Source organism: Halomonas ventosae (assembly GCF_004363555.1).
GTDB classification, from domain to species: Bacteria; Pseudomonadota; Gammaproteobacteria; order Pseudomonadales; family Halomonadaceae; genus Halomonas; species Halomonas ventosae.
On sequence record NZ_SNZJ01000019.1, the window covers coordinates 47,427 to 73,428 of the forward strand.

28 protein-coding genes are annotated in these 26,002 nt (G+C 70.1%); 11 read left to right on the forward strand and 17 right to left on the reverse strand.

Annotated features, from left to right (window positions below; all coding sequences use genetic code 11):
- Positions 1 to 20: 20 nt before the first annotated feature.
- The 5 genes from glnE to trmB form a co-directional block, all read right to left on the reverse strand.
- On the reverse strand, positions 21 to 3,008 hold the full coding sequence (glnE, locus tag DFP85_RS14985; RefSeq protein ID WP_133637242.1) for a bifunctional [glutamate--ammonia ligase]-adenylyl-L-tyrosine phosphorylase/[glutamate--ammonia-ligase] adenylyltransferase: 2,988 nt from the start codon (positions 3,006 to 3,008) through the stop codon (positions 21 to 23).
- A gap of 67 nt (positions 3,009 to 3,075) precedes the next feature.
- Positions 3,076 to 3,447: a diacylglycerol kinase gene (locus DFP85_RS14990; RefSeq protein WP_133637243.1), complete on the reverse strand. Its 372-nt coding sequence runs from the start codon at positions 3,445 to 3,447 to the stop codon at positions 3,076 to 3,078.
- A gap of 18 nt (positions 3,448 to 3,465) precedes the next feature.
- Positions 3,466 to 4,899 (reverse strand): D-alanyl-D-alanine carboxypeptidase/D-alanyl-D-alanine endopeptidase, encoded by a 1,434-nt coding sequence (gene dacB / locus DFP85_RS14995; protein ID WP_133637244.1) that lies wholly within the window; start codon positions 4,897 to 4,899, stop codon positions 3,466 to 3,468.
- Positions 4,900 to 4,930: 31 nt separating this feature from the next.
- Positions 4,931 to 5,263, reverse strand: a complete 333-nt coding sequence (locus DFP85_RS15000; protein WP_181243640.1) for a DMT family transporter — start codon at positions 5,261 to 5,263, stop codon at positions 4,931 to 4,933.
- Positions 5,260 to 5,976, reverse strand: coding sequence for a tRNA (guanine(46)-N(7))-methyltransferase TrmB (gene trmB, locus DFP85_RS15005; RefSeq protein WP_133637245.1), 717 nt, complete (start codon positions 5,974 to 5,976; stop codon positions 5,260 to 5,262). Before trmB ends, DFP85_RS15000 begins: the two co-directional genes overlap by 4 nt.
- Positions 5,977 to 6,165: 189 nt before the next feature.
- On the opposite strand from trmB, the gene DFP85_RS15010 reads away from it, so the two are divergent.
- The 3 genes from DFP85_RS15010 (at position 6,166) to DFP85_RS15020 (ending at position 8,850) form a co-directional block, all read left to right on the forward strand.
- Complete coding sequence (locus DFP85_RS15010) at positions 6,166 to 8,055, forward strand: beta-ketoacyl synthase (protein WP_133637280.1); 1,890 nt, start codon at positions 6,166 to 6,168, stop codon at positions 8,053 to 8,055.
- On the forward strand, positions 8,055 to 8,534 hold the full coding sequence (gene coaD, locus DFP85_RS15015) for a pantetheine-phosphate adenylyltransferase (RefSeq protein ID WP_106232470.1): 480 nt from the start codon (positions 8,055 to 8,057) through the stop codon (positions 8,532 to 8,534). The genes DFP85_RS15010 and coaD overlap by 1 nt, the downstream gene beginning before the upstream one ends.
- Positions 8,535 to 8,601: 67 nt before the next feature.
- A complete protein-coding gene (locus DFP85_RS15020) occupies positions 8,602 to 8,850 on the forward strand; it encodes a YfhL family 4Fe-4S dicluster ferredoxin (RefSeq protein ID WP_106232471.1) in 249 nt (82 codons plus the stop codon).
- Between the two features lie 121 nt (positions 8,851 to 8,971).
- Here DFP85_RS15020 and DFP85_RS15025 read toward each other — a convergent pair whose 3' ends face one another.
- A complete protein-coding gene (locus DFP85_RS15025) occupies positions 8,972 to 9,295 on the reverse strand; it encodes a hypothetical protein (RefSeq protein WP_243737314.1) in 324 nt (107 codons plus the stop codon).
- A 187-nt stretch (positions 9,296 to 9,482) separates the two neighbouring features.
- Here DFP85_RS15025 and DFP85_RS15030 point away from each other — a divergent pair, with 187 nt between their 5' ends.
- The 4 genes from DFP85_RS15030 (at position 9,483) to DFP85_RS15045 (ending at position 13,539) form a co-directional block, all read left to right on the forward strand.
- Positions 9,483 to 10,094 carry a porin family protein gene (locus DFP85_RS15030; RefSeq protein ID WP_166644649.1) on the forward strand — a complete coding sequence of 204 codons (612 nt, stop codon included), beginning with the start codon at positions 9,483 to 9,485 and terminating at the stop codon, positions 10,092 to 10,094.
- A 102-nt stretch (positions 10,095 to 10,196) separates the two neighbouring features.
- Positions 10,197 to 11,564, forward strand: coding sequence for an MATE family efflux transporter (locus tag DFP85_RS15035; RefSeq protein ID WP_133637247.1), 1,368 nt, complete (start codon positions 10,197 to 10,199; stop codon positions 11,562 to 11,564).
- 71 nt (positions 11,565 to 11,635) lie between these two features.
- The gene (locus DFP85_RS15040; RefSeq protein WP_133637248.1) at positions 11,636 to 12,946 is read left to right on the forward strand and encodes a short-chain fatty acid transporter; all 1,311 of its coding nucleotides are present in this window, start codon (positions 11,636 to 11,638) and stop codon (positions 12,944 to 12,946) included.
- Positions 12,947 to 13,029: 83 nt separating this feature from the next.
- Positions 13,030 to 13,539 carry an acyl-CoA thioesterase gene (locus DFP85_RS15045; RefSeq protein ID WP_133637249.1) on the forward strand — a complete coding sequence of 170 codons (510 nt, stop codon included), beginning with the start codon at positions 13,030 to 13,032 and terminating at the stop codon, positions 13,537 to 13,539.
- A gap of 12 nt (positions 13,540 to 13,551) precedes the next feature.
- Here DFP85_RS15045 and DFP85_RS15050 read toward each other — a convergent pair whose 3' ends face one another.
- The 4 genes from DFP85_RS15050 to DFP85_RS15065 form a co-directional block, all read right to left on the reverse strand.
- A complete protein-coding gene (locus DFP85_RS15050) occupies positions 13,552 to 13,884 on the reverse strand; it encodes an I78 family peptidase inhibitor (protein WP_243737315.1) in 333 nt (110 codons plus the stop codon).
- A 112-nt stretch (positions 13,885 to 13,996) separates the two neighbouring features.
- Positions 13,997 to 14,128 carry an entericidin A/B family lipoprotein gene (locus DFP85_RS15055; RefSeq protein WP_106230228.1) on the reverse strand — a complete coding sequence of 44 codons (132 nt, stop codon included), beginning with the start codon at positions 14,126 to 14,128 and terminating at the stop codon, positions 13,997 to 13,999.
- 102 nt (positions 14,129 to 14,230) lie between these two features.
- Positions 14,231 to 14,362, reverse strand: a complete 132-nt coding sequence (locus tag DFP85_RS15060; RefSeq protein ID WP_133637250.1) for an entericidin A/B family lipoprotein — start codon at positions 14,360 to 14,362, stop codon at positions 14,231 to 14,233.
- Between the two features lie 84 nt (positions 14,363 to 14,446).
- Positions 14,447 to 15,193 (reverse strand): sulfite exporter TauE/SafE family protein, encoded by a 747-nt coding sequence (locus DFP85_RS15065; protein ID WP_133637251.1) that lies wholly within the window; start codon positions 15,191 to 15,193, stop codon positions 14,447 to 14,449.
- A gap of 142 nt (positions 15,194 to 15,335) precedes the next feature.
- On the opposite strand from DFP85_RS15065, the gene DFP85_RS15070 reads away from it, so the two are divergent.
- Positions 15,336 to 15,770, forward strand: coding sequence for an HIT domain-containing protein (locus DFP85_RS15070; protein ID WP_133637252.1), 435 nt, complete (start codon positions 15,336 to 15,338; stop codon positions 15,768 to 15,770).
- On the opposite strand, the gene DFP85_RS15075 is transcribed toward DFP85_RS15070, so the two are convergent.
- Genes DFP85_RS15075 through DFP85_RS15090 form a run of 4 tightly spaced genes read right to left on the reverse strand, consistent with a single transcriptional unit; the run spans position 15,767 to position 18,345 of the window.
- Positions 15,767 to 16,765, reverse strand: coding sequence for a nickel/cobalt transporter (locus DFP85_RS15075; RefSeq protein WP_133637253.1), 999 nt, complete (start codon positions 16,763 to 16,765; stop codon positions 15,767 to 15,769). The two genes, DFP85_RS15070 and DFP85_RS15075, sit on opposite strands and share 4 nt — an antisense overlap.
- The gene (locus DFP85_RS15080) at positions 16,756 to 17,445 is read right to left on the reverse strand and encodes a DUF1007 family protein (RefSeq protein WP_243737316.1); all 690 of its coding nucleotides are present in this window, start codon (positions 17,443 to 17,445) and stop codon (positions 16,756 to 16,758) included. The genes DFP85_RS15075 and DFP85_RS15080 overlap by 10 nt, the downstream gene beginning before the upstream one ends.
- 10 nt (positions 17,446 to 17,455) lie before the next feature.
- On the reverse strand, positions 17,456 to 17,812 hold the full coding sequence (locus tag DFP85_RS15085; protein ID WP_133637254.1) for a hypothetical protein: 357 nt from the start codon (positions 17,810 to 17,812) through the stop codon (positions 17,456 to 17,458).
- Positions 17,809 to 18,345 carry a hypothetical protein gene (locus DFP85_RS15090; protein WP_133637255.1) on the reverse strand — a complete coding sequence of 179 codons (537 nt, stop codon included), beginning with the start codon at positions 18,343 to 18,345 and terminating at the stop codon, positions 17,809 to 17,811. Before DFP85_RS15090 ends, DFP85_RS15085 begins: the two co-directional genes overlap by 4 nt.
- 126 nt (positions 18,346 to 18,471) lie before the next feature.
- Between DFP85_RS15090 and DFP85_RS15095 the strand changes: the two genes are divergently transcribed.
- Both DFP85_RS15095 and DFP85_RS15100 read left to right on the forward strand, forming a co-directional pair.
- Complete coding sequence (locus tag DFP85_RS15095) at positions 18,472 to 19,617, forward strand: glycerate kinase (protein ID WP_133637256.1); 1,146 nt, start codon at positions 18,472 to 18,474, stop codon at positions 19,615 to 19,617.
- Between the two features lie 119 nt (positions 19,618 to 19,736).
- A complete protein-coding gene (locus DFP85_RS15100) occupies positions 19,737 to 20,210 on the forward strand; it encodes a Dps family protein (RefSeq protein ID WP_133637257.1) in 474 nt (157 codons plus the stop codon).
- Positions 20,211 to 20,294: 84 nt separating this feature from the next.
- On the opposite strand, the gene DFP85_RS15105 is transcribed toward DFP85_RS15100, so the two are convergent.
- The gene (locus DFP85_RS15105; protein WP_133637258.1) at positions 20,295 to 21,710 is read right to left on the reverse strand and encodes a DNA recombination protein RmuC; all 1,416 of its coding nucleotides are present in this window, start codon (positions 21,708 to 21,710) and stop codon (positions 20,295 to 20,297) included.
- Between the two features lie 191 nt (positions 21,711 to 21,901).
- Between DFP85_RS15105 and DFP85_RS15110 the strand changes: the two genes are divergently transcribed.
- Positions 21,902 to 22,249 (forward strand): hypothetical protein, encoded by a 348-nt coding sequence (locus DFP85_RS15110; RefSeq protein WP_133637259.1) that lies wholly within the window; start codon positions 21,902 to 21,904, stop codon positions 22,247 to 22,249.
- A 49-nt stretch (positions 22,250 to 22,298) separates the two neighbouring features.
- Here DFP85_RS15110 and DFP85_RS15115 read toward each other — a convergent pair whose 3' ends face one another.
- Complete coding sequence (locus DFP85_RS15115; protein WP_133637260.1) at positions 22,299 to 23,771, reverse strand: aminoacyl-histidine dipeptidase; 1,473 nt, start codon at positions 23,769 to 23,771, stop codon at positions 22,299 to 22,301.
- A 32-nt stretch (positions 23,772 to 23,803) separates the two neighbouring features.
- Positions 23,804 to 25,987 (reverse strand): tRNA(Met) cytidine acetyltransferase TmcA, encoded by a 2,184-nt coding sequence (locus DFP85_RS15120; protein WP_133637261.1) that lies wholly within the window; start codon positions 25,985 to 25,987, stop codon positions 23,804 to 23,806.
- Positions 25,988 to 26,002 lie beyond the last annotated feature (15 nt).

Here is a 26,002-nt window from a genome sequence, read left to right on the forward strand (position 1 = left end):
CCGTATCGAGCGCGGCGCGCTCAGTGACTTTGCGGTTCCAGCAGCCGCTGCCAGGCCTCGATCACCACCTGGCGGTGCTCCTGGAACGCCTCGTCGCGTCCACGAACGGGCTCGCGGGTCAGCGAGGCGCGATGGGCAGCGCTGCGCAGGGCCAGGTAGGCCTCGCGCAGCCGCTGGCATGTCTCGGCCGGCAGGCGCTCGGTGGCCTCCAGGGTCTCGAGGATGCGCATGTTGTCGCTGTAGGCCAGCAGCTCCGGCGCCTCATCGCCCATGGCCAGCACGGCGTACTGGCAGAGGAACTCGATGTCGACCATCCCGCCGGGGTCGTGCTTGAGGTCGAACTCGCCCTCCCCGCTCTTGCCGCCCAGGTGGTCACGCATCTTGTGGCGCATCTTGACCACCTCCTCGCGCAGCGCCTCGAGGTCCCGCTTTCGGCCGAGGATCTCGCCGCGAATCGTATCGAAGCGCTCGGCCAGGCGCGGATGGCCGGCCACCACCCGGGCCCGCACCAGGGCCTGGTGCTCCCAGGTCCAGGCCTGCTCACGCTGGTAGTCGGCGAAGGCCGAGAGCGTCGCAACCAGCAGCCCCGAGTTGCCCGAGGGGCGCAGGCGCATGTCCACCTCGTAGAGGCTACCCGCCGGCGTCACCGCGGTGAGCAAGTGGATGATGCGCTGGCCCAGCCGGGTGAAGAAGACGGCATTGTCGATGGGTCGCTTGCCGTCGGTACTCCCCTGGGTGGCGCCGTCGTGGAGGAACACCAGGTCCAGGTCGGAGCCGTAGCCGAGCTCGATGCCACCGAGCTTGCCATAGCCGACCACCAGGAACTCGGGCTCGCTGTCGCAGCGCCCGCCCTCGCGGCGCTCCGGGAAGCCGTGCTTGCGGGTCAGGTGCTTCCAGGCCATGGCCAGCACCGCCTCCAGGACCACCTCGGCGATGTAGGTGAGGTAGTCGCTGACCTTCATCAGGTGGCGGGTGCCGGCGATGTCGGAGGCCGCCACGTGCAGCACCTGGGCATGCTTGAAGACCCGCAGCGCCTCGAGCTGGGCCTCCTCGTCCTCCTCGGGAATCCGGCCCAGGGCCTGGCGCAGCTCGTCGGCCAGGCGCTCCTTGTCGGCCGGCGTGTAGAGGGTCTCCGGAGTCAGCAGCTCGTCGAGCAGAATGGGATGTCGGGCAATCTGCTCGGCGATCCAGGGGCTGGCACTGCACAGCTTCATGAGGTGCCCCAGGGCATCCGGGTTCTCGCGCAGCAGCGCCAGGTAGGCAGTGCGTCGCAACACCGCCTCGACCAGCGGCAGCACCCGCTCCAGCGCCAGGTCCGGGGTCTCGCTTCCCGCCACGGCATCGAGCAGCAGCGGCAGCAGGGCCTCGAGCCGCTCGAAGCCGATGCGCTGCATGGCCTGCACCTGACGGGACTGGCGCAGCGCCCGCAGCCGCCGCAGGGCAGCCTCCGGCTCCGCCAGACCGGCCTCCTCCAGCAGCTCCCGGGCCTCGTCCTCCTCCAGCTCGCCGCGCCACATCGCGCGCCACTCCTCCAGGCCGACGGCACCGGTGGGCTGGTCGGCGTCATCGGCCTCCTCCACCTCCTCCTCGGGTTCGGCGATCACCGCATCGAAGTGACGGCGCACCCGCTCCCGAACCTCGTCGAGGCGTGCCATCACCGCCGGCCAGTCTTCCATGTCGAGCGCCAGGGCCACCCGTTCGCGGTCGATGTCGTCGTCGGGCAGGGTCTGGGTCTGGCGATCCTCCAGGGCCTGCAGCACGTGCTCCAGGTCGCGCAGGAAGACGTAGTCGGGCAGCAGCTCGTCTACGACCTCCTGGGGCAGCAGGCCGAGCTCGGGCAGGCGCTCCAGGGCGGTCTTCAGCGAGGTGACCTGCAGCTCGGTGTCACGGCCGCCACGGATCAGCTGGAAGGCCTGGACGACGAACTCCACCTCTCGGATGCCCCCGGGACCGAGCTTGATGTTGCCCTGCATGCCCTTGCGCCGCACCTCGCGGTTGATCATCGACTTGAGCTCGCGCAGCGACTCGATGGCACCGAAGTCGAGGTACTTGCGATAGACGAAGGGGCGCAGGCTGGAGAGCAGCTCGGCGCCCGCATCCCGGTCGCCGGCCACCGGTCGCGCCTTGAGCATGGCGTAGCGCTCCCACTCGCGCCCCTGGTCCTGGTAGTAGCCGGCCAGCGAGGAGAAGCTGCCCACCAGGGGGCCGCCATCTCCCAGCGGGCGCAGGCGCATGTCAACGCGAAAGGCGAAGCCGTCGGCGGTCACCGCGTCCAGGGCGGTGATCAGCCGCTGGCCAAGCTTGGTGAAATACTCCTGGTGCTCCAGGGACTTGCGCCCGCCCTCGGTCTCGCCCTTCTCCGGGAAGGCAAAGATCAGGTCGATGTCGGAGGAGAGGTTCAGCTCGCCGGCGCCGAGCTTGCCCATGCCCAGTACCACCAGCCGCTGCTCGCTGCCGTCGCGACGCGGGGCGGGGTGCCCCCAGCGCGGCGCGAAATGGGCCTCGAGCCAGGCCAGGGCGCCCTCCAGGCAGGTCTCGGCGAGCCGTGACACGGCGCCGCTGGTGGCCCACATGTCGATGCCCGGGGGGCGGGTCAGGTCACGCCAGACGATGCCCAGCATGCGGGCGCGGCGGAAGCGGCGGATGGCCCCATGCAGGGCCGCCTCGTCCTCGGCGGCCTCCAGCCGCTCGTCGAGCCAGTCGCGCAGGGCCTCCGCGGAGGGCGTCGCATCCAGTTCGCCGCTGGCATCCAGGTGCAACAGCCACTCCGGATAGCGCACCAGGGTCTCGGCGGCGAAGGTCGAGATGGCCAGCACCTTCGCCAGTTCACCGCGCCGCGAATCCGACAGCGCCAGCCAGTCCTCCAGCGGAGAGTCGCTGCCGTTCATGTCGGCCAGATTGTCGGCCTGCTGCAGCGAGCTCGCCAGCCGGTCACGGGCATGCGCCAGGGGAGCCCTCAGGGGCTCGGGAATGTCATCCAGCGGCAGGAAGTCATCGGGCAGGGCCATGGGCATCTCGCATCCGGTTCACGAATGCCTCCAGCATAGCGAAGCCTGCCCCGCCCCATAACCCGGCCTAGCCGAGGAATTTCTCCCAGGCCAGCAACCCCCAGGTCAGGCCAGCGGTAATCAGCGACAGCATCACGGCCGCCGAGCCGATGTCCTTGGCGCGCCCCGAGAGCTCGTGGAGCTCGGTGCCGATGCGATCCACCACGTTCTCGATGGCGCTGTTGAGCAGCTCCACGATCAGCACCAGCAGGCAGCTGCCCACCAGCAGGATCCACTCCACCGGACCCTGGCCGATCCACCAGGCCAGCGGCAGCAGGACCACACCGATCCCGAGTTCCTGGCGGAAGGCGGCCTCGTTGCGAAAGGCCGCCCTGAGGCCCTTGAGGGAGTAGCAGGTGGAGTGCACCAGGTGCCGCCAGCCGGTGTGTCCTGGCTTCATGTCGCGCGCTCCGGGGGTTCAGTGGGCATCGATCATCGCCTCGAGGTCGGCGGCCAGCGGGTCGAGCACCTGCTGCCAGTTGAGCCAGGGGGTGCTGGAGGTGCCGTTGACGAGCGCCGCGAACACGCCCCACTGCCCGCTGCGGGTGCGGAAGTAGCCGCCCACGGCGCGCACCGCCACCGGCTGGTTGAGGGTGCCGGTCTTGAGCATGACATGCTGCTGGAAGGTCATCGAGCCGCGGCGCAGGAAGCGCATCACGCCGTTGGCCGGCGACTGCAGGGCCGCGACGAAGCTGGGGAAGAGCGCCGGCCGGCGGTACATGCTCTCCAGCAGGGCGGTGATGCCCGCCGCCGAGGTGCGGTTCTCCGGGGTCAGGCCGCTGCCGCTGCGCAGGGTCACGGGCCCGTGGTCGGGCAGCCCGGCCACGAAGGCCTCCAGCGCCCCGCCAGCCTGCACCAGGCCGGCGCGGGGCGACTCCACCAGGTTCAGCGCCAGCTGGTCGGCCATGAAATTGTTGGAGTGGTTGAGGGTACGCAGCAGCAGCTCCTGCAGCGGCTCGCTCTCCACGTAGGCCAGGGCGCGCGCCTCGGCCGGCGGCTCGGTGGAGGCCACGCCGGCACCGTCGCGCACGCCGATCCCGGCCTGTTCCAGCATCGCCAGCAGGGTGGCCGCGCTCTGGCGCGCCGGGTCGGAGCTGGCGCGGTAGATGGTGCGGGGACGGGCATTGGTAGAGATCTGTCCGCTCACCACCATGACGTCGCCGCTGTCGCGCAGCACACGCTCGGCATTGAGCCGGGTGCCGCTGTCGTCGGGCTGGGTCTCGACGCGATTGTCGATCCCGACGATCGGCGCCTGGCTGTCGCAGCTGGTGATGCGGGCGGGGTCGCCGGGCACGGCGGCGGGTGCCACGCTGACGCACCAGCTGCCGTGGTTCACCCCGGCCGAGGAGAGCAGCGCACTGTAGGCGTTGGCCACCCGGGAGTGGGCCTGGCAGCGGTCGGTGGTGATGCACTCCACCGGGCCATAGCGCCACTGGCTGACCACCAGGCGCCCCTCGACCCGACGCACGCCGGCCTGGTGGAGTCGCTGGGTGAGGCGCCACAGGTCCTCGCTGGTCAGCATCGGGTCGCCGCCGCCGTCGAGCACCAGGTCACCGTGCAGGACCCCGTCCGCATCGGGCTCGGCCAGGCTCACCAGCCGGGTGGAGAAGCGGTGCTGGGGGCCCCAGCGGTCCAGCGCCGCCGCCGCCAGGTAGACCTTGGAGACCGAGGCCGGCGACAGCTGGCGTTCGGGCTCGATGGCACCTAGGAGCTCGCCGCTGTCCAGCAGGCGGGCCTCGGCACCGAGCAGGAAGCCCTTGTCGGCGAGCTCCGCCAGGCGGGTAAAGCCGCTCGCCTGGGCGAACAGCGGCAGCAGCATCAGCAGGACGCAGAGCAGCGGGCGACGGCGCATGGGACCTCCAGGCAGCATGAGAGGCCTCAGCTTAATGGGACGAGACGGAAGAGAACACCTGGATCACCACCACGCCACCAACGATCATGGCGAGGCCCAGCAGTGCCGGCAGGTCCGGCTTCTCGCCATAGACCAGGATGCCCACCAGGGTCACCAGCACGATGCCGAGTCCCGCCCAGAAGGCGTAGGCGATGCCCACCGGCATGGTGCGCAGCACCAGGGCGAGCAGGTAGAAGGCCAGCCCATAGCCGACCACCACCGTGACGCTGGGCCATAGCCGGCTGAAGCCCTCGGAGGCCTTCAACGCACTGGTGGCGACCACCTCGGCGACGATCGCCAGGGCCAGGAACAGGAATGCCATCACTCTTCCTCCCCGGCGGCCGGCAGTGCGCCCCCGGGCACCAGCCCCGGGTCGTGGGGCAGCTCGACCACCAGCCGCCAGAGCGCCTGCCCGCTGGCATGGTACTTCTGCTCGAAGGGCGTCAGGCAGGCCTCGCCCGGCACATAGGGTTCTGCCTCGGCCGCCACCCCGGTCACCTGGGTCACCGCCAGGGCGAACTCCTCCACGTAGAGCCGCCAGTTGGAGCGCAGCTCCAGCCGACCGCCCAGCGCCAGGATCACCGGCAGCACCGGATGCCCCTGCCAGCGCATCTTCAGGTGGGCGGCCTTGGGATAGGGGTTGGGATAGAGCAGGTAGTGGCGCGCCGGCCGCCAGCCCTCGGCCAGGGCCAGGCGCCAGAAGTCCACCAGGTCGGCCCGCACCAGCAGGGCGTTGTCCGGCAGCCGGCCATGGTCGCGGGACAGGCGGTCGGCGCTGCGGTCGACGCCGATCACCGCGGCGGCCGGGGTTTGCTCGGCCAGCCGGCGCGTCGAGAGCCCCACGCCGCATCCCGCATCCAGGATCAACGGTGTCTCGCCACGCTGTTCGAGCCAGTCCCTGGCCCGGCCAAAGGCCTCGCGGGTATGCCCGGCGAGTGGCCTGCGCAGCGGATGCTCAAGAGCCCGGCTCACGCGGCGGGCCAGGTCCTGGTGGGGGCCGGTCTGGCGGCTGACGATGGATCGCGAACGGGCAGTCATGGCAGCGGGCTCGGCGCAAACGGAAAGGGCAAGCATTCTACCAGCCGCAAGCCCGCCGCGCAGGGGCGCCGGCATGACGCCGCCACGGGCCGGGTGCTATGATCCATGGCCTGACAGCGACACATGCAGCCACGATATCAACCGCACAACGAGGAACCCGGCTTGCCACACTTACCGGTGATCGTCGGCATGGGCGGCGTGAATCCCGCCGGCCGAACCTCGGGCCACCAGGCGTTTCGCCGTACCGTGCTCGACGCCCTGCCCGACGACGACCAGGCCCGCACCCTGCTGGGCCTGGCGGCGATGATGCGCCTGGCCGACTGCCAGGCAGATGGTGCCTGGCATGACGCCGAGGGACGGCCGCTGGACGCCGCCGGGATCGTCGCGCAGACCCGCCAGCAGGTGCTCGACCACACCCTGATCCGGCGCATCGAGGATCCCCGCTTCAACGAGGAGGGCCTGCCGGCCAACCGCAAGGCGAGCCTCGCGCTGGACACCCCACTCACCTTCCGCATCCGTCGCCGGCAACTGCCCGACGACCTGCCCCCCACCTGGCAGGTCCAGGAACTGGACCGCCAGAGCCTCGAGGTCACCGTCCCGGCCGGCATCATGGAGGTGATGCTGCCGGAGACGCGCCCGGCCCAGGTGCGCGCCGCCGGCCAGCTGCCCACGGGCTTCGAGCCCAGCCGGCTCTACCGCAGCGTGCACCACCCGCGCGGCCTTTCCATGACCGTCTTCGCCGCCAGCGACTGCCTGGGCGACAGCGGCCTCGAGTGGGACGGGCTGCGTGACCGCCTGGACCCCGACGAGGTCGCCGTCTACGCCGGCAACTCCATCGGCCAGCTCGACGACGAGGGCTGGGGCGGCCTGCTCAAGAGCTTCGTCTCCGGGAAGCGCGCCACCTCCAAGCAGATGCCGCTGGGCTACGGCCAGATGCCCGCTGACTTCATCAATGCCTACGTGCTGGGCAGCGTGGGCGGCACCGGGGCGGCACTCGGCGCCTGCGCCAGCTTCCTCTACAACCTGCGCCTGGGCGTGGACGACATCCGTGCCGGCCGCCGCCGGGTCGTGCTGGTGGGCACCGCCGATGCCCCGATCACGCCCGAGGTCATCGAGGGCTTCCGCACCATGGGCGCGCTGGCCGATGACGACGGCCTCAAGGCGCTGGATGCCCTGGAGCTGCTCACCGACGCCGACTACCAGCGGGCCTGCCGGCCCTTCGCCCGCAACTGCGGCTTCACCATGGGCGAGTCCAGCCAGTTCATCATGCTGATGGACGACGCCCTGGCCCTGGAAACCGGTGCCGAGGTCCTCGGCAGCGTGCCGGGCGTGTTCGTCAATGCCGACGGCTGGAAGCGCTCGATCTCCGCCCCCGGCATCGGCAACTACATCTCCCTGGCCAAGGCGGCCGCACTGGTGCGCGACATGCTCGGCGAGAAGGCCCTGCGCGAGCGCACCTTCCTCCATGCCCATGGCACCAGCACGCCCAAGAACCGCATTACCGAGTCCCACGTCTTCGACCAGGTGGCCCGCGCCCACGGCATCACGGCGTGGCCGGTGGTGGCGGTGAAGGCCTTCGTCGGCCACTCCCAGGGCAGTGCCGCCGGCGACCAGCTGACCAGCGCCCTGGGCAGCTTCGCCCACGGGCTGCTGCCGGGCATCTTCACCCTGGATGCCGTGGCCGACGACGTCCATGCCGAGCGCCTGAGGCTGTTCCGCGACCCGCTGCCCTTCATCGCCGATGCCGCCTTCATCAACGCCAAGGGCTTCGGTGGCAACAATGCCACCGGCGTGGTGCTATCCCCCGCGGTGACCGAACGGCTGATGGTGCAGCGTCACGGCGAGACCGCCGTGGCCGCCTGGCAAGCGCGCCGCGAGGGCACCCGGGAGGTCGCCGCGGCCTATCATCAGGCCGCCGACCGAGGCCGCTTCGAGGCCCGCTACCGCTTCGGCGAGGGCGTGCTGGAGGGGCCCGAGCTCGATGTCGGCCGCGATGCCATCCGCATCCCCGGCTATGCGCGGGAAGTCTCGCTGACCGTGGACAACCCCTTCGGACGACTCGACGACGGAGACGCGTGATGAACACCGCCGTCTATCCCGGCACCTTCGACCCCATCACCAACGGCCACCTCGACCTGATCGAGCGCGCCGCCCGGCTGTTCGACAAGGTGGTGGTGGCCATCGCCACCAGCCCCGGCAAGGGGCCTGCCCTGGACCTCGATACCCGCATCGCCCTGACCCGGGAGGTGGTGGCCGGCCTCGACAACGTCGAGGTGGTCGGCTTCTCGGGGCTGATGACCGAGTTCATGAAGCAGCAGCAGGCACGCGTGCTGCTGCGCGGCCTGAGGGCGGTGTCGGACTTCGAGTACGAGCTGCAGCTGGCCAACATGAACCGCGCCCAGATGCCGGAGCTGGAGACGGTCTTCCTGACGCCGGAGGTGGAGAACTCCTACATCTCCTCTACCCTAGTGCGCGAGATCGCCCGGCTCGGCGGCGATGTCTCCAAGCACGTGCATCCCAGGGTCGCCGAGACGCTGAAGAGCCATTACAATACCTGACCAGGAAACTCGGGATTGCTCCTTTCCCGGGACCGCTTGCCGGCCAGCGACATCCGTGAGGTACCCCATGGCCCTGATGATCACCGACGAGTGCATCAACTGCGACGTCTGCGAACCCGAATGCCCCAACGGCGCCATCTCGCCGGGGGAAGAGATCTATGTCATCGACCCTGGCCTGTGCACCGAGTGCGTCGGCCACTACGACGAGCCACAGTGCCAGCAGGTCTGCCCTGTGGACTGCATTCCGCTGGACCCGGCGCACAAGGAGAGCCGTGACGAGCTGATGGAGAAGTACCACCTCATCACTGCGGCCTGACCCCGCTCCACGCCAGCACGACCGACGGCGCCCCGCTCAATGAGCGGGGCGCCGTCGTCTGATACCGCAGCTGAACGGCCCGGAACGCCGGTCGAGGGAGTGACCGTCGCCGGCAGAGGGCCTACATCTCGTCGGCGCGCCGACTCACCTTGCACCCCAGGCAGCGCCGGAAGGCTGCCTCGGCCGGGGTCTTGATCAGGGTCTCCGCCGCCCCGTCCACGTTGCCCCCAAGGGCGGTGAACGGCAGCGACACCAGGAAGATCGCCGCACCGCCCACCGCGGCCGCCGCCAGCAGCGGCCGGGCGACGAGCGCATCGGCGATCATCTCCCCGCCGCTGGGCTGGACCTCCATGCGCTCTCCCTGCGCCACGGCCGGCAGGCTGCCCAGCAGCATCACCAGCGCCAGCATGGCGAACATCGTGCTTTTGCCCAGTCGCTTCATCATTCTCGCTCCCTGCCCTGTCGCCTGGATTGTCACCCTGCCGGCCGCTGCCGGACCGTGGCATTCATTCGAATTAGCACCTAGAATCATCGAGGTTACATCCTTTCACAGGATCTTACATCAGGGTAGCCGGCTTTTGCCGCTTGCCCAACTGCAGGCCCGCCTGCCCCAGCATGCAAAGGAGCGCATGATGAAACGCCTGATCGCCATCGCCGCCCTGGCCGGCCTGGTCGCCAGCCCCACCTTCGCCCAGAGCTATCAGTACAGCCCTGCCGAGGGGCCCTATCTGGGGGCCGGGATTGGATATGCCACGATGGATAGTGACACCCTGGATGAACTGGATAATCTGGGGCTCGATACCGATGACAGCGATACCGGCTATAAGCTGTTTGCCGGCTACCAGTTCAACCCCAATTTCGCTGTAGAAGCTAACTATGTAGACCTTGGAGATTTCTCTGCCAGTGGCGCTTCGGGCGGTGATAGCGTCAATCTGGAGCTCGGTATTGATGGCTTTACAGCAGCTCTGGTCGGTAAGTTGCCGATTCAGAATGGTTTCAGTGTCCACGGCAAGCTGGGCATGATCGCCTGGGATGCCGATATAGATGGCAACGCGACAGTGGATGGCACCTATTATCGAGGCTCCACTGGCGAGGACGGAACCGACCCCTACTACGGTATCGGCGCCGAGTACGAGATCGACCGGATCATGATGCGCGCCGAGTACGAGCGCTACGATATCAGCGACAGCGGCGAGGACCTCGAGATCGATCTCTTCTCCGCCAGCCTGGGCTACCGCTTCTAGCCCCTGTCTCACCCCACTCGACGGCCCCGCCAACCGGCGGGGCCGTTGCGTTCCGGGGCGGGACGCGCCACCCTGCCCCGTTTCACCGCCAAGGGACCCGCCGTGACGTCGCCCACGACCACCCCCGGCACGCGACAGCGCATCCTGGCGCTTGCCTGGCCGATCATTCTCTCCAACATCACCGTGCCGCTGCTCGGGCTTGTAGATACCGCCGTGGTCGGCCACCTGCCCGACTCGCGCTATCTCGCCGGGGTGACCCTGGGGGCGACGCTGTTCAGCTTCCTCTACTGGGGCTTCGGCTTCCTGCGCATGGGCACCACCGGCCTCACCTCCCAGGCGGTGGGCCGCGAGGCGGACGGCGAGGTACGCAACCTGCTCGGCCAGTCGCTGCTGCTCGCCCTGGTGATCGGCCTGGGACTGATCCTCGCCGGGGGCCCGCTGGTGACGCTGGGACTGTGGCTGCTGGACGGCAGCGAGGTGGCCACGGAACTGGCCGCGGAGTATGCCCGCATCCGGCTGCTCTCCGCCCCGGCAGTGCTGGCCAACTACGCGATCCTCGGCTGGTTCCTCGGCCAGCAGAACTCGCGGGTAACGCTGTCCATCCTGGTGCTGACCAACGGCGTCAACATCGTCCTCGACCTGCTGTTCGTGGTGGGGCTGGGCATGACCAGCGACGGCGTGGCCTGGGCCACGGTGCTCGCCGACTACACGGCACTGGCCTTCGGCCTCTGGCTGGTCTCGCGCCAGCTCAGGTGGCTGTCGGGGCACTTCCTGCGCGAGCGACTGCTGCGCCTGGCCGCCTATGGCGAACTCTTCCGGGTCAACGCCAACCTCTTCGTGCGCACCCTGGGCCTGCTGTTCGCCATGGCCTTCTTCACTTCCCGGGGCGCCGCCCAGGGCGACACCGTGTTGGCGGCCAACGCCGTGCTGCTGCAGTTCATCATGCTGACCAGCTACGCCCTGGATGGCTTCGCCCATGCCGCCGAGGCGCTGGCCGGCCGTGCCGTGGGCCGCCGGCGCTTCGACGAGTTCGGCCAGGTGGTCCGCAGTGCCGCCCGCTTCTCGCTGGTCACGGCGGGTCTGGCCGCGCTGGCCTTCGCCTTGGGGGGCGAGTGGCTGATCGCGCTGCTCACCGGCCTGCCGGAGGTGCGCGCCACCGCCGGCGACTACCTGCCCTGGATGGTCGTCATGCCGTTGGTGGCGGTATGGAGCTACCTGCTGGACGGGGTCTTCATCGGCGCCACGGCGATCCGCGAGATGCGCAACAGCATCTATGCGGGGCTCGCCGTCTACCTGCCGCTCTGGTGGCTGACCACGCCACTGGGCAACCACGGCCTGTGGCTGGCCTTCCTGGCCTTTGCCGTGGTGCGCTCGGGGGTGCTGGTGGCCTACTACCGGCACCATCGCCGCAGCCGCTGGCGCGATCCCACCACGGGCGGCGGCGTTGATGGAGTCCATCCTGCCGGGTAGCGCAACCCTCTGAGGTTGCGCTACTTTCTGTCAGGCACGCGACAATTCGACAACAGAAGAAGGGAACCCTCATGCTCAAGGCCCTATCAAGACCGGCCGTCAAGCTGGTCGAACGCTACCTGCCCGACCCCTACATCTTCGTCCTGCTGCTGACGATCATCGCCGCCGCCGCGGCCATCGCCGTGGAGCGCCAGACCCCGCTGGCGGTGATGCGTTTCTGGGGCGACGGCTTCTGGGGCCTGCTGACCTTCTCGATGCAGATGCTGCTGGTGCTGGTCACCGGCTACATGCTGGCCAGCTCCCCGCCGGTCAAGCGCCTGCTGCAGAAACTCGCCGGCCTGGCGAAGAACGCCGGCAGCGCCATCATCCTGGTCACCCTGGTGTCGCTGGTCGCCAGCTGGATCAACTGGGGCTTCGGCCTGGTGGTCGGCGCCCTGTTCGCCAAGGAGCTGGCCCGCCTGGTACGCGTGGACTACCGCCTGCTGGTGGCCAGCGCCTATTCCGGCTTCATCGTCTGGCACGGCGGCCTGGCCGGCTCGATCCCGCTGACCATCGCCACCGACGGCCATTTCACCGCCGAGCAGATCGGCGTGATCGGCACCGGCGACACCATCTTCTCGCTGTTCAACCTGGCCATCGTGGCCTGCCTGTTCATCGCCGTGCCGCTGGTCAACCGGCTGATGCTCCCCAACGAGAACGAGAGCGTCTACATCGACCCCAATCTGCTGGGTGACGACGAGGAAAAGCGCGTGCGCATCACGCGTCCCGCCGAACGCCTGGAGAACAGCACGACCCTGGCCTGGCTGGTAGGCATCCCCGGGGTGCTCTTCCTGCTCGACCACTTCGTCTTCCGCAACGGCGGCCTGAACCTCAACGTGGTCAACTTCCTCTTCCTGTCGCTGGCCATCGTGCTGCACCGCACGCCGCGCAGCCTGCTCGAGAGCCTCCAGGAGGCGATCAAGGGCGGTGCCGGCATCGTCATCCAGTTCCCCTTCTATGCCGGCATCATGGCGATCATGGTGCAGTCGGGGCTGGCGGAGAGCATGTCGGAGACCCTCATCTCCTTTGCCACCGAGACCACCCTGCCCTTCTGGTCCTTCATCAGTGCCGGCATCGTCAACATCTTCGTGCCCTCCGGTGGCGGCCAGTGGGCCGTGCAGGCGCCGGTGATGCTGCCCGCCGCCCAGGCCCTGGGCGTGGACATTCCCCGGGTAGCGATGGCCGTGGCCTGGGGAGACGCCTGGACCAACCTGCTGCAGCCCTTCTGGGCCCTGCCGGTGCTCGGCATCGCCGGCCTCAAGGCCAAGGACATCATGGGCTTCTGCCTGATCCAGCTGTTCATCACCGGCATCATCATCGCCGTGGGCCTGACCTGGTTCTGATCCCGGGTCCGAACCCGCGACACCGAACGCCTTGCTCCCCCCGCGGGGGCAAGGCGTTATGCTGTAGGAAACCTCAAGGGAGCATGACGATGGACGACCAACCGCTGAGCGGCCAGCACGAGCTGTCGATGACCGTGCTGATGACCCCGGACATGGCCAACTTCAGTGGCAAGGTGCATGGCGGCGCCATCCTCAAGAAGCTCGACGAGGTGGCCTATGCCTGTGCCAGCCGCTATGCCGGCCACTACGTGGTGACGCTCTCCGTCGACCAGGTGCTGTTCAAGCAGCCGATCCATGTCGGCGAACTGGTCACCTTCCTGGCCTGCGTCAACCATGTCGGCAGTTCCTCCATGGAGATCGGCATCAAGGTCGTGGCCGAGGACATCCGCCAGAAGGTGATCCGCCACACCAACAGCTGCTACCTGACCATGGTGGCCGTGGACGAGAGCGGCAAGCCGGCGCGCGTCCCGCCATTGAAGCTGGAGACACGCCTGCAGAAGCTGCGTTTCGAGAAGGCGGCCCTGCGCAAGAAGCTGCGCAAGCAGGCCGAGGAAGAGGAACGGCGCACCCAGGCCGAGCACGGCGACCCCTGACAGGGGAGAGCGTCAGCCGCACTCCAGGGCGGTGACCCGATCTCGCTCGTCCAGGCGGACGTTGAGGCGTTCGGCCCGGTAATCGAGGGTATGGGCCTCGCCGGGACGCATCACGCGCAGGGCATCGGCACCGCTCGCCTCACGCAGGGATGCCTCCAGCGCCGCGTCGAAGTGGCGCCCGACCCGGTCCTGGACGCGACCAGCCCCGCAGGCATCCTCGCCATCGGTGACACGGGGAGGTTTCGGCGCCGGCTCGCGGGGAACCGCGGGCTCATTGGTGGCGCTGCAGGCGGTCATCAGCGACAGGCCAGCGACGGCCAGCCAGGGTTTCCAGGCGAGCAACATGCAGCAGCTCCAGCTAGTGGGGGGAAATCCTGTCGAGGGATTAAACAAAACGGGCACGCCGAAGGGCGTGCCCGAGCCAGCCTAGGCAGGCTTGCCATGCCGGATGACCCGCTCAGCTGGCGGCATCCTGCACGGCCTCACCACCCTGCTCGACGTCCTGGCCGGCGCCTTCCAGGGTATTGCAACCGGCGAGCAGGCCAGCGGTCATCAGCAGCATGAAACTCATGGCGATCGCTTTCTTCATGGCATGTTCTCCTTAACGGTTTCAGGGATCCATTCCTTGCCGTGAAGCAATGGCAATCACAGCCTAGCAGCCTACGCGCCGACCTGCACAGGCGTGAACGCGTCAGCTGGTCGAGCGCTGGATCGCCTCGCCGCCCTCCTCGATGTCCTCGCCGGCGCCGCGGATGGTATTACAGCCGCCGAGCAGAGAGAGGGTGAAGAGTGAGACCAGGATCAGCGATATCGTCCGTTTCATGATGGCGTCCTCGTTGCCGTTCCCGAGATGGAACACAGGTTGTCCCCTTCAATCTAGCAGGTTCGGCGAAAGTGCCCAGTGGGCTCACCCCAGCAGCAGCCGCAGGATGATCGCGAGGATCACCGCGATGGTCAGCCACTTGACGACGAAGGCCCCGCGCGGACTCATGTTGACCTTCACCGCCAGCCAGGCCCCCAGCATGCTGCCGGCCGCCAGCACCAGGCCGTAGCCCCAGCGCACCTGGTCGTTGGCCAGGAAGATGGCCAGGGCCGGCAGGGTGTAGACCAGGATGATCAGCACCTTGAAGACGTTCACCTGGGCCAGGTCGATCTTCAGCATGCGGTAGAGCACCACGATGAACAGGATGCCCACCCCGACCTGGATGAAGCCGCCATAGAGGCCGATGGCGAACATGGCCAGGTAGACCGCCGGCGTGAGGCGCTCCGCGGTCAGCGTCCGGGTCTCCAGGCGCGGCTGGGGGAGCAGCATCAGCACCGCCGAGCACGCCATCACCGTGATCAGGATCGCCTCGAAGAGGGCATCCCCGGTCTGCAGGGCCAGCCAGGCGCCGAGCATGGAGCCGACCACCGCCGGCACCGAGAGCCGAAGCGACAGCCCCAGGTAGCGGGCACCGGCGCGGAAGAAACTGGTCACCGCGGAGATGCTCTGCAGCGCGATCGAGACCCGGTTGGTGCCGTTGGCCGCCTGGGGCGGAAGCCCCAGGAACATCAGCAGTGGCAGGGTCAGCATCGAGCCCCCGGCGGAGAGCACGTTGATGAAGCCGGCCAGGGTCCCGATGGCCAGCAGGGCAAGCGCCTCGAGCAGCGTCATGAGAGCGTCCGTTGTTGGCGGGTCGGAGATAGGCCGCCCAGCATACCGGGGCCGCCCTGCCGGGGGAATCTGTCCCCCGATGCGGGAGGGGGTGTGCCATGATGACGGAGACAGGGACAGCCGACGCGAAAGGAGACCCGTGATGTCGGATTTCGAACCCGATGCCCGCCTGGTGAACGACAGCTACCCGGTCACCGAACTACCGCTGTGCCAGCTGCGGCTGATGGACGACGCCCGTTTCCCCTGGCTGGTGCTGATACCGCGCCGCCTCGAGGTCAGCGAGGTGTTCCAGCTCGACGCCCCGAACCAGCAGCAGCTGTGGCGGGAGGCCAGCGCGGTCGGCAGGGCCATGCTCGAGGCCCTGGGCGGCGACAAGCTCAACATCGCCAGCCTGGGCAATGTCGTCGCACAGCTGCATGTGCACGTCATCGTTCGGCGCCGCGAGGACGCCGCCTGGCCTGCGCCGGTGTGGGGCCATGGCCAGGCCGAGGCCTACGACCTGGACCGCCTGGCCGACCTGCGTGCCCGCATCCTGGCAGAGGTGGAGGGGCTGGACCTGACGCCCTCCGAGGGCTAACCGCCGAAGAGGGGCGCAGTCGACGGCGGCTCGCCCAGCAGCGGCGCACTGGCCGGCTGGCCGACGCCGGTCGCGGTCAGCGACACCCCCAGGGCCATGATGGCCAGCCCGCCCGCCAGGGCGGCCCAGCCCAGCAGCCTGCCGATGCGTTGGCCCGTGACCCGGGCAGCCAGCCGCTGCTCTGCCCAGCCTCGGGCGAACACGCTGGCCAGCGCGAGTGCCGAGACGGTGAGTGCCGTGCCCAGCGCCATCACCAGCACCGCCGCCACCCCGACCATGAAGTTGTCCAGCAGGGTGGCCGCTCCCAGCAGCAGTACGCCACCGCTGCAGGGGCGGATGCCGATGGCCACCACCGTGATCAGGGCCGTGCGCCAGTCCCCGGCACGCTGCGGATCCACGTGGTGATGCCCCCCGCAGCAAGCGTGGTCGGCGTCATGGTCATGGGGACGATGATGCCCTCCTGCCGGCGCGACCGACGGTACGGCCGCACTGCCTCGCAGCTGGCGGATGGCCCGCCAGCAGAGCCAGGCACCCAGCAGGGTCACCATGATGAAGCTTGCCTGCTCCACCCAGGCCACGCTTCCCATGGCCTGGCGCGTCAGCCAGCCCAGGCCATGCACCAGCCCCAGCACCAGGCCGATGGCCACCAGCCCCTGCAGCAGGGAGGCGGCGAAGGAGAGGGCCAGGGCCCGACGGCGGGCACCGCCCTGGGAGAGCAGGTAGGTGGTCAACACGGCCTTGCCATGTCCGGGACCGGCGGCATGGAAGACGCCGTAGCCGAAGCTGATGCCGAGCAGGGTCGCCCAGGTGGCCGGCGAGGGGGTGCCGGAGAGCCCCGTGATGGCCAGGGTCAGCGCCCGGTGGAAGTCGCGCTGCCAGGCCACCAGCTGCAGGCTGAGCTCCTGAAGGGCCCCCTGAAACACCCCTTGCCAGGCGAGCAGGGCGAGCAACAGCCCACCGGCCAGCCACACCAGACGCTTGAGGGCTAACGGCACGACACCTCCCCGGTCTCGGCGAAGTGGCGCCCCAGGCCAGGTTCGGCCTCGTCATCGACGTCGAGCATCGCCGCCGCCATGACCCGCTCGGGATCGGGCTCGGCCGCCCGGATACGCGTCTCGCAAGCGAGCTCGCCGCCCACCACCAGGGCATCCTCGAGCGGCGTGTCGCCCTCGGCTTCGTGGACTACCTCGATATAGTAGCTGGGGTCGAACACCCGGTAGCGCAGCGTCTCTCCCGCCATGTCCAGCGGCTCAGCCAGCGGCAGCAGAAAGACGAACTCGATCCGTCCCTCCCGTTCCAGCACGGTGTAGTCGTCGACCTCGCCGAGCTCGACCCTGCCCCCCTCGAGGGTCAGCTCGGTGAAATAGCCCTGCGGTGAGAGGGTCTCCCGCATATCGCTGCCCAGCTGGTCGAGGCCGGCATCGAGGCCACCACCTCCCGCTTCCCGGCCGAGCTCCTCGAGCAGCACCAGGCTGTAGAAGGGATCCAGGCGCCAGGACTGCTGAAGGGCTTGCAGCCGTCCCTCGCCATCGAGCACCAGGCGCATGCGCAGGTCGATCCAGCCATGGGGGTGAGCCGCGGCCGCCAGCGGCAACAGAAGGCCAGCGGCGAGGCAGAGCATTCCGATCAGGCGAGGGGACACCAGGTAAGGAATCATCGGCGGCCTTGTCGTCATCTGGGACCCATCAGGGTAACAGCCCCAGCCGCGACTGCAGGTCAGTCAGGAGAGGGTCCAGCACGGTGGGTGGCAGGGGCCGCCCACCCCGGGTGGCGATGAAGCTGACCCGGCTGCCATCCCCCTGGCCGGCCACGCGCAGCGACACGCCGTAACCCGGCATCCGGCCGAGTACCGCCTCCAGGCGACCCAAGTCGCCGTCGGCATGGCGGATCACGTAGCCGCGCTCCATCAGCAGCTCCATGGCCTCGCGCAGGGTGGCCTCGGGTGTCGCCGCCAGGTGGATCTCGCGGGGCTCAGGCGGTGCGGGCGTGGCACAGCCGGCCAGCCAGGCGACCAGCAGGATGACGAGGGGGGTACGCATCATGGGGCCTCCTGTGGCGGTACGGCCTCGATGGCATCGCGCAGGTCGCGGCAGAAGTCGGCATCGCTGGCACTGCGCGACTCGCGCAGTGCCCCTCGCCAGTCGATGATGCGGATATCCCGGGACACCTGCACCTGCTGCTCCCCCACCACCACCGAGACCCTCTCGACACGCGTGGCCTCGTCGACGCCCACTCCGAAGCCCGTGCCGAGCCCGATCATCACGCCGGAGGACACATGACCGCCGCTGCCGCCCAGCACGAAGCCGCCGAAGCGGGGCAGGCGCTCGACGCCGTTGTCGTGATAGATGGTGTTTCGGGCGCGTTCGGCACTGACCAGCCCCAGCGACGCATCGGTGTGACGCACCAGGAAGCCCTCCGCCTCCAGGGCCGTGACGGCCCTGGCCAGGCTGTCGCCGGACCCGGCGGGCCAGCGGCACTCGGCAGCCGGGGCAGGCTCGGCCACGGGCAGGGTCGTCGGCGTCACCTGGCAGCCGGCCAGCGCCGCCGGCAGCAGCAACAGCAGCCATCTACGCATCGGATGCTCTCCGCGAAGGGTCAGGAGCAGTCTACGCTGGAAGTCGGCAGGGATGAAGCGCCCGGGGTTCTGTCCCGCGCCGGCCGGCGCTAAGCTGGAAACTCCTTCCACAAGACGAGAGCGGCCATGAAGATCCTCATCTGCCCGGACAGCTTCAAGGATGCCCTGCCCGCCGCCGATGCCGCGCGCGCCATCGCCGTGGGGGCGAAGCGTGCCGGTGACGACATCGAGGCCCTGGAGTGCCCGCTGGCCGATGGCGGCGAGGGAAGCCTCGATGCCCTGCTGGCCGCCACCGGGGCCGAGCGCCGCTCGGCTGACGTCCACGACGCCCTGGGTCGCCCGGCCCGGGCCGACTGGGGCTGGCACGCCGCGAACCGCACCGCCTACGTGGAACTGGCCGAGGCCAGTGGCCTGCAGGCGCTGGCGCCCGACGAGCGCACCGCCCTGCACAGCACCACCTTCGGGGTCGGCGAGTTGGTCCGGGAGGCGCTGGATGCCGGTGCCGAGCAGCTGCTGCTTACCCTCGGCGGCAGCGCCACCAATGACGGCGGGGCGGGGATGCTGGCAGCCCTGGGGGCGCGACTGCGTGACGACGAGGGCCGCGACCTGGCCCCGGGCGGCGCCGCCCTCGCCGACCTGGCCGAGCTCGACCTGGACGGTCTCGACCCGCGCCTCGCCGGCCTGCACGTCGAGACCGCAGTGGACGTGGACAACCCGCTGCTGGGCGAGCGTGGCGCCAGTGCAGTCTTCGGCCCCCAGAAGGGCGCCTCGCCGGATGAGGTGGCGCGCCTCGATGCCGCCCTCGCCCGCTTCGCCGACATCAGCGCCGCGACCCTGGGCCAGGATTACCGCGAGCTGCCCGGGGCCGGCGCCGCCGGCGGCATGGGCTTCGCCGCCCGGGCCTTCCTCGGTGCCGAGCTGCGCCCCGGCATCGAGCTGGTGATGGCCCAGGCCGGCGTCGAGTCGCTGCTGGCGGACGCCGACCTGGTGATCACCGGCGAGGGCCAGCTCGATGGCCAGAGCCTGGCCGGCAAGACCCCGGTGGGCGTGGCGCGGCTGGCCCGGCGCCACGGGGTGCCGGTGGTGGTGCTGGCTGGGCGCCTGGCACCGGGCTGGCAGGCCGCCTTCGACGAGGGCGTGACCGCGGCCTTCGCCCTGGCCGATGGACCCATGGCGCTCGACGAGGCACTCGTGCGCTGCGCCGAGCTGCTGGCCGACCGCACCGAGGGCCTGGTGCGGTTCTGGGTCGCACTCGGTGGCGCGCGGGCTTGAAGTGCCTATCCTGCACCCGCATGTCATCGACATCGGCTATGGTGGCCATGGCGACATTTGACTTATCCACCGCCGGCAGACGCATTACCCTTTCCGCATCGCGATCAAGGAGGCATTGCATGAGCGAGACCAATACCATCGGCCTGCACGAGGCCAGCGCCAGCCAGCTGGCCGAGAAGCTCAACGAACTGCTGGCCAACTACCAGATCTTCTACATGAACGTGCGCGGCTACCACTGGAACGTGAAGGGCCGCCAGTTCTTCCAGCTCCACGAGAAGTTCGAGGAGTTCTACACCGACCTGCTGACCAAGGTCGACGAGGTCGCCGAGCGCATCCTCACCCTGGGCCACCAGCCGGTTCACGCCTACAGCGACTACGTGAAGCTCTCAAGGATCCAGGAGGACAAGAACGTCCACGACGGCGAGGCCTGCGTGCGCGGCGTGCTCCAGGGCTACCAGACCCTGATCGAGCTGCAGCGCGAGCTGCTCTCCCTGGCCTCGGATGCCGACGACGAGGGCACCGCCGCCCAGGCCGGCGACTATATCCGCGAGCAGGAGAAGACCGTGTGGATGCTGGGCGCCTACCTCGGCTGATCACCGGCACCGCTGAACCGAAGCACCACGACGCGGCCCCGAGGGGCGGCGTTGTGGTGTGGGGACGGCTGATCCGGCAAGGTCTCAGGAACGATTTGTCGCCTCATCGTCCGGCTCACCCTCCTCCCCGGCGGCACGCACCAGTTCCGTCGGCAACGGCTTCTTCATGCGCACCCCCAGGCGCTGCAGCTCGGTGGCCTGGGCCACCAGGCTGCCTTGCCCGCTGGAGAGCCGCCCCATGGCACGGCGATGGCTGTCGCCCGCCCGCTCCAGGTGGCGGCCGACCTCCTCGAGGCTCTCGACGAAGCCGGAGAACTTGGCCAGCAGTTTCTCGGCCCGGTCACCGATCAGGCGCGCATTCTCGTTCTGGCGCTCCAGGCTCCACAGGCCGGCCACGGTGCGCAGGCTGGCCAGCAGGGTGGTCGGGGTGACCACCACCACCTGGCGGTCGAAGGCTTCCTGGAAGAGCGTGGGGTCGCGCTCGAAGGCGGCGGCAAACGCAGGCTCCACCGGCACGAAGAGGAACACGAAGTCCGGCGAATTGAGCCCCGGCAGCGCCGGATAGTCCTTGCCCGAGAGCCCGGCGACATGGCCGCGCAGCGACTGCAGGTGGGCCCTCATGGCCGACTCTCGCTCGGCCTCGTCCTCGGCGTTGACCACCCGGGTCCAGGCCACCAGCGACACCTTGGCATCGACGATCAGGTGGCGGTCGTCGGGCAGGTAGATCACCGCATCGGGGCGCTGGCGCCCCTGCTCCCCCTGCAGCGAGACTTCGCGGCGGTACTCGATGTCGCGTCGCAGGCCGCTGCGCTCCAGCACGGTCTCGAGCATCAGCTCGCCCCAGTGGCCCTGGGCCTTCTGGTCGCCCTTGAGGGCGCGGGCGAGGCCCGCGGCCTCCTCGCCGAGGCGGGCATTGAGCCCGGCGAGCTGTTCGAGCTGGGCCTTGAGGGAGCCGCTGTCGCGACTCTGCTGGCCGTGGAGCTCCTCGACCCGACGGCGGAACTGGTCAACCTGCTCGCGGAAGGGGCGCAGCAGGGCCTCCAGGCTGTCGCGGCTCTGTGCCGAGAAGGCCTGCTGGCGCTCCTCGAAGATGCGCCCGGCGAGCTGGCGGAACTCCTCCTTGAGCCGCTCCCGGGCCTCCTCCAGCAGGGCCAGCTGCTCACGGTGTCGCAGCGCCATCTGCTCCTGCTCGGCCTCCAGCCGGGCGGCATGCTCGCGCCGCTCGGCCAGCCGGTCGCGCGTCGCGGCCAGTTCGGCCTCCAGCCCGGCCAGGCGCTCGCGGCTGCCATCGAGCTGCGCATCGCTCTGGGCCAGCTCCTGCTCCAGGCGCCGCACGCTGGCCTCGCCCTCGGCCAGCGCCTGCTCCCGGACGAGGAGGCGTGCCTCGGCGGCGACCAGGCGCCGGCGCCAGGACAGCCCCAACCAGGCCAGCGCGATCAAGAGGCCGGCCAGTCCCCAGACCAGCCAGGCAGGCGCCGCTCCCTGCAGCAGTTCGTTCATCACCACCTCGAGTGTGGAATGTGGAGAGAATCGGGAAACGCCGGGCATATCAGCGAACAGTGTTCGATATGCCCTGGCCCTCCGGCTATATTGTCGCCAGGGAACGCAGGGGCGAACCGAGTCACGTCACCGCAACGCCACGCGTCGCGTCAAGCGTCACTTCACGCGTCATTCCACGAGAGGACTCCCCGATGAAACGACTCCTGCTCGCCGCCTCGATCGCGGCCCTTGCCCTGGCGATGAGCCTGCCGGCGCTGGCCGACCGCGGCCGTCACCACGGCTATCACGGCGCCTCGTCACACCACCAGGCCCATGACCGGTACCAGGATCGCGGCAAGCACCACCGCAAGCACCGTCACAAGGCGCATCGCAAGCACCGCCACCACGCACCGCGGCGAGTGGTGGAGCACCACCACCGCTACTCTCGGCCAGCGCGCCACCGGGACTATCGACGGTACCGCGACTACCGCGGCCACACTGACATCCCGCTGGTCTCGGTGGATGGCTATCCGCTGGTCAGGATCCAGGTCGGCCACTGAGGCCGACCCCTCTGGGCCGATGCCAGACCCCGGGGGTCGGTAGCGCTTCTCAGCGGGTCTCGCCCCTGGCCAGGTCCTCGACCAGGGCACGCAGCAGCCCCCAGAACTCCGCCACGGAATCCAGCTCCACCCGCTCGTCGGGGGAGTGGGCGCCGCGGATCAGCGGGCCGAAGGAGATCATGTCCAGCTGCGGGTACTTGCCGCCGAGGATGCCGCACTCGAGGCCGGCGTGGATCACCTTGACCTCGGGCTCACTGCCCAGCCGCTCACGGTGCAGGCGACAGAAGCGCGCCAGGAGGGGGCTGTCGGGATTCGGCGTCCAGCCCGGATAGGCATTCTCGACCCGGGTGCGCGCCCCGATCAGCTCGAACAGCGCGCGGAAGCGGTCGGCAAGGTCCTCGGTGGCACTGTCGCGCAGCGAACGCACCAGGGCGCAGAGGTGGAACCGCCCGGCCGAAAGGCTGACCACGCCCAGGTTGTTGGAGGTCTCCACCACCCCCGGGACCGCTACGCTCATGCGCTCGACGCCGCAGGGGGCCACGTGCAGGGCGCGGACCAGCAGCTGGCTGGCCTGCTCCGTCAGCGCCTCGGCCGGCCTGGGGTCCTGTGGCGCCAGCATCAGGGTGAGCCCCTCGTCGACCCCGGCCAGCTCGGCACGCAGCTCCTCCTGCAGCACGGCCACTCGCTCGCTGGCGGAGGCCTGCTCGTCGTCGGGCAGCACCAGGGTGGCGAAGGCCTCCCGCGGCAGGGCATTGCGCAGGGTGCCGCCCTGGTAGTCGACCAGCCTCGCACCGAAGGGCTCGAGGGCACGCAGCACCCGCACCAGCAGCCGGTTGGCGTTGCCGAGCCCCTTGTGGATGTCGATGCCGGAGTGTCCCCCCGAGAGCCCGGTCAGCGACAGCCGCAGCGCCACCTCGTCGTCGCCCAGCGGCGTGCTGGGCAGCTGGGCCTCGACGATGACATCGGCGCCGCCGGCGCAGCCGATATAGACCTGGCCACGGTCCTCGGAGTCGAGGTTGAGCAAGAGACGTCCCTCGAGCCACCCCTCGGCCAGGTTGAGGGCCCCGCCCATGGAGGACTCCTCCTCCAGGGTGAAGAGCGCCTCCAGCGGGCCGTGCTCCAGGGTCTCGTCCTCGAGGATCGCCAGCGCCGCCGCCACCCCCAGGCCATTGTCCGCCCCCAGGGTGGTATCGCAGGCGTGCAGCCAGCCATCGTCGCCCACCCGGGTCTCGATGGGGTCCCTGGTGAAGTCGTGGGGATGGTCGGCATTGGCCTGGGCCACCATGTCCAGGTGGCCCTGCAGGATCACCCCCGGCGCCGACTCGCAGCCGGGGCTGGCGGCCTTGCGGATGCGCAGGTTGCCGAAGGCGTCACGGTCGTGGGCAAACCCCAGGCCGTCGGCCCAGCGCTCGAGGATCGCCACCAGGGCGGCCTCGTGGCCGGAGGGACGCGGCGTGTTGCACAGGGTGCGGAAGTGGCGCCACAGGGGCCGGGGGGAGAGCTGCTCGAGATGTGCGTTCATGGCGGTTCTGTCTCGCGATTGACCCGGGAACTCTACCGGCCGGCCTCGCCGGGGGAAAGCCCGGGGTCGCCGTCGCGGAGCCTTGCCACGGCCTCGCGCAGCCAGACCTGAACGCCGCGCTTGCCCGACACCCCCAGCTGCGCTGCCAGCCAGGGCGTCGCTCGCCCCTGGAAGGCCCAGGCGGCGAGCAGCGCCAGCGCCTCGTCCTGGCATCGCGCCGAACTCGCCGCCCGGTATCTCACCAGGGCCTGGATCGCCGGACGGGCCAGGCCGGGCTCGCGATGGCCGAAGGCCACGTCATCGAGGTCGCGACGATCCTCGTCGCCCAGGGGGCCGGCGGGCGCCTCGGCGAGCAGGGCCATCACCACCGCCGGCGCCAGCTCGGCCAGCTCGAAGGCCAGCAACCCCGGCAGCTGGCGATGGAAGCGCGCCTGGAGGCGTTCGGCGAGTCGCTGCCCCCCGGGACCGGTGGGCCGCACCACCATCAGCGCATGCTCGCCGGTGGCCGTCTCCCGGGTCAGTCCCAGGCGCACCGCCCGGAAGCCCGCCGCCTGCCAGAAGGCCTGCAGCCCCGGCTCGGCGCCGAAGCTCGCCCCCAGCAGGTCGATGTCGTCGCGACGGGCCCGCGCCACCTCGGCCTCGACCAGCTGCCGTCCCGTCCCGTGACGGCGCCGCTCGGCCGGCACGGCAATGCGCAGCACCCGCCGCAGGCGCGCGGTGAGCGCCTCGCGCTCGCCGGCATGGGCGGCCAGCGACTGGGCCAGCAGGTGGCCGCGCGGTCGCCGCTCGCCCCGCGCCACCTGCTCGGCGAGTGCGGCCGGAAAGCTCCCCTCGTCGCCGCTCACCACGACTCCCTGCAGAGCCGGGCCGGCCTCGAGGACGGTGAGGGCGACCCCCGGGCCATCCAGCAGCCGGCGCAGGTCGGCGGGCGTGGTGCGGTAGTGGGCCTGCACCAGCAGGCCGAACAGCGTCCGCAGCCTTGGCTCGTCGCGGACCAGGGCATCGCGGTCGAGGCGCCGCAGGGTCGCGGCGACCCCGGCCTCCGGGCAGGCCGCCGGCTCGGCATCCAGCAGCAGCAGGCGCGAGGTCAGCGCCTCCAGGGGGTCGCCCTCGGCCCAGCGGATCGGTTCGGCCAGGTGGCAGGCCCGCCAGTCGGGAGTCTGGCGCGCGAGCCGTTCGCGGAAGCGCAGTGCGAAGCCACGCCCCGACCCCTCGTAGCCGTGCACCGTGGTAGCGAAGGCGATGCGCGGGAAGGCGGCGAGCCAGCGCCCCAGCAGCGGGGCGGGAATCGCCGCCGCCTCGTCGACCAGCAGCAGCCGGCCGGGGCCACCGACCTCGCCCTGCTCGGCCAGCCGGGCCAGGGCATCGGGGGGCAGGAAGGCGACCCGGCCCTGGCCCGCCTCGAAGACGTTGGCGTGCCGTTGCCCCTCGGGACAGAGGGCCGCCAGCCGCTCGAAGAGCCCGGCCACGGCCGACGGGCGCGGCGCCGTGACCAGGATCTCCGTCTCCCCTGCCGCCAGCAGCCGCGCACAGGCGATGCCCAGGGCCGACGTCTTGCCGCGCCCACGGTCGGCGGTCAGCACCAGCGGCCGACGGCGACGCAGGCGCGTGAGTCGCGCCACCGCTTCCGCCTGGTCGCGGGTCAGGCAGTCCCCATCCGCGTCAGGCGACGACGCCGCTGCCGGCGGTGCCTCGGGCAGCGAGGGTCGCGACGGCGCCTCGCCGGCCGCCCACGCGATCACTCGCTCGTCGGCGCGCAGAAGCCGGGCAAGCCGGGCCAGGTAGCGGGCGCTGAGCTGCTCGCCGCGCCAGGGGTACTCGGCCAGGCGGCGGTAGTCGGCATCGGGACGCGCCCCCCAGTCGGGCGGGGTCATCAGCACCAGCAGCCCACCGGCGCGCAGGGTGCCGGCCAGGGCACCGAAGGCCTCGGGGTCGAAGCCGCTCTCGGCCGAGACGGCATCCATCACCACCAGGTCCTGCTCGCCCCCCAGTCGGGTGCGGGCCTTGGGCGCCGGCAGCCAGCACGAGGCCTCGATGCCGTCCACCGGCTCGGCGGCGACCCACAGCGGCGACACCCAGCCGCCCTGCTGCCACAGGGCCAGCGCCTCCTGATGGCAGGCATCGGCCGCGCCGGTGAGCCAGACCAGGCCGCGCCAGCGCTGCCGGGCCAGGCGTCGTCGGGTCGCGTGCAGGGGGGCGAGGCGGTCCTGGGTCATCCATGGCTCCTTGAT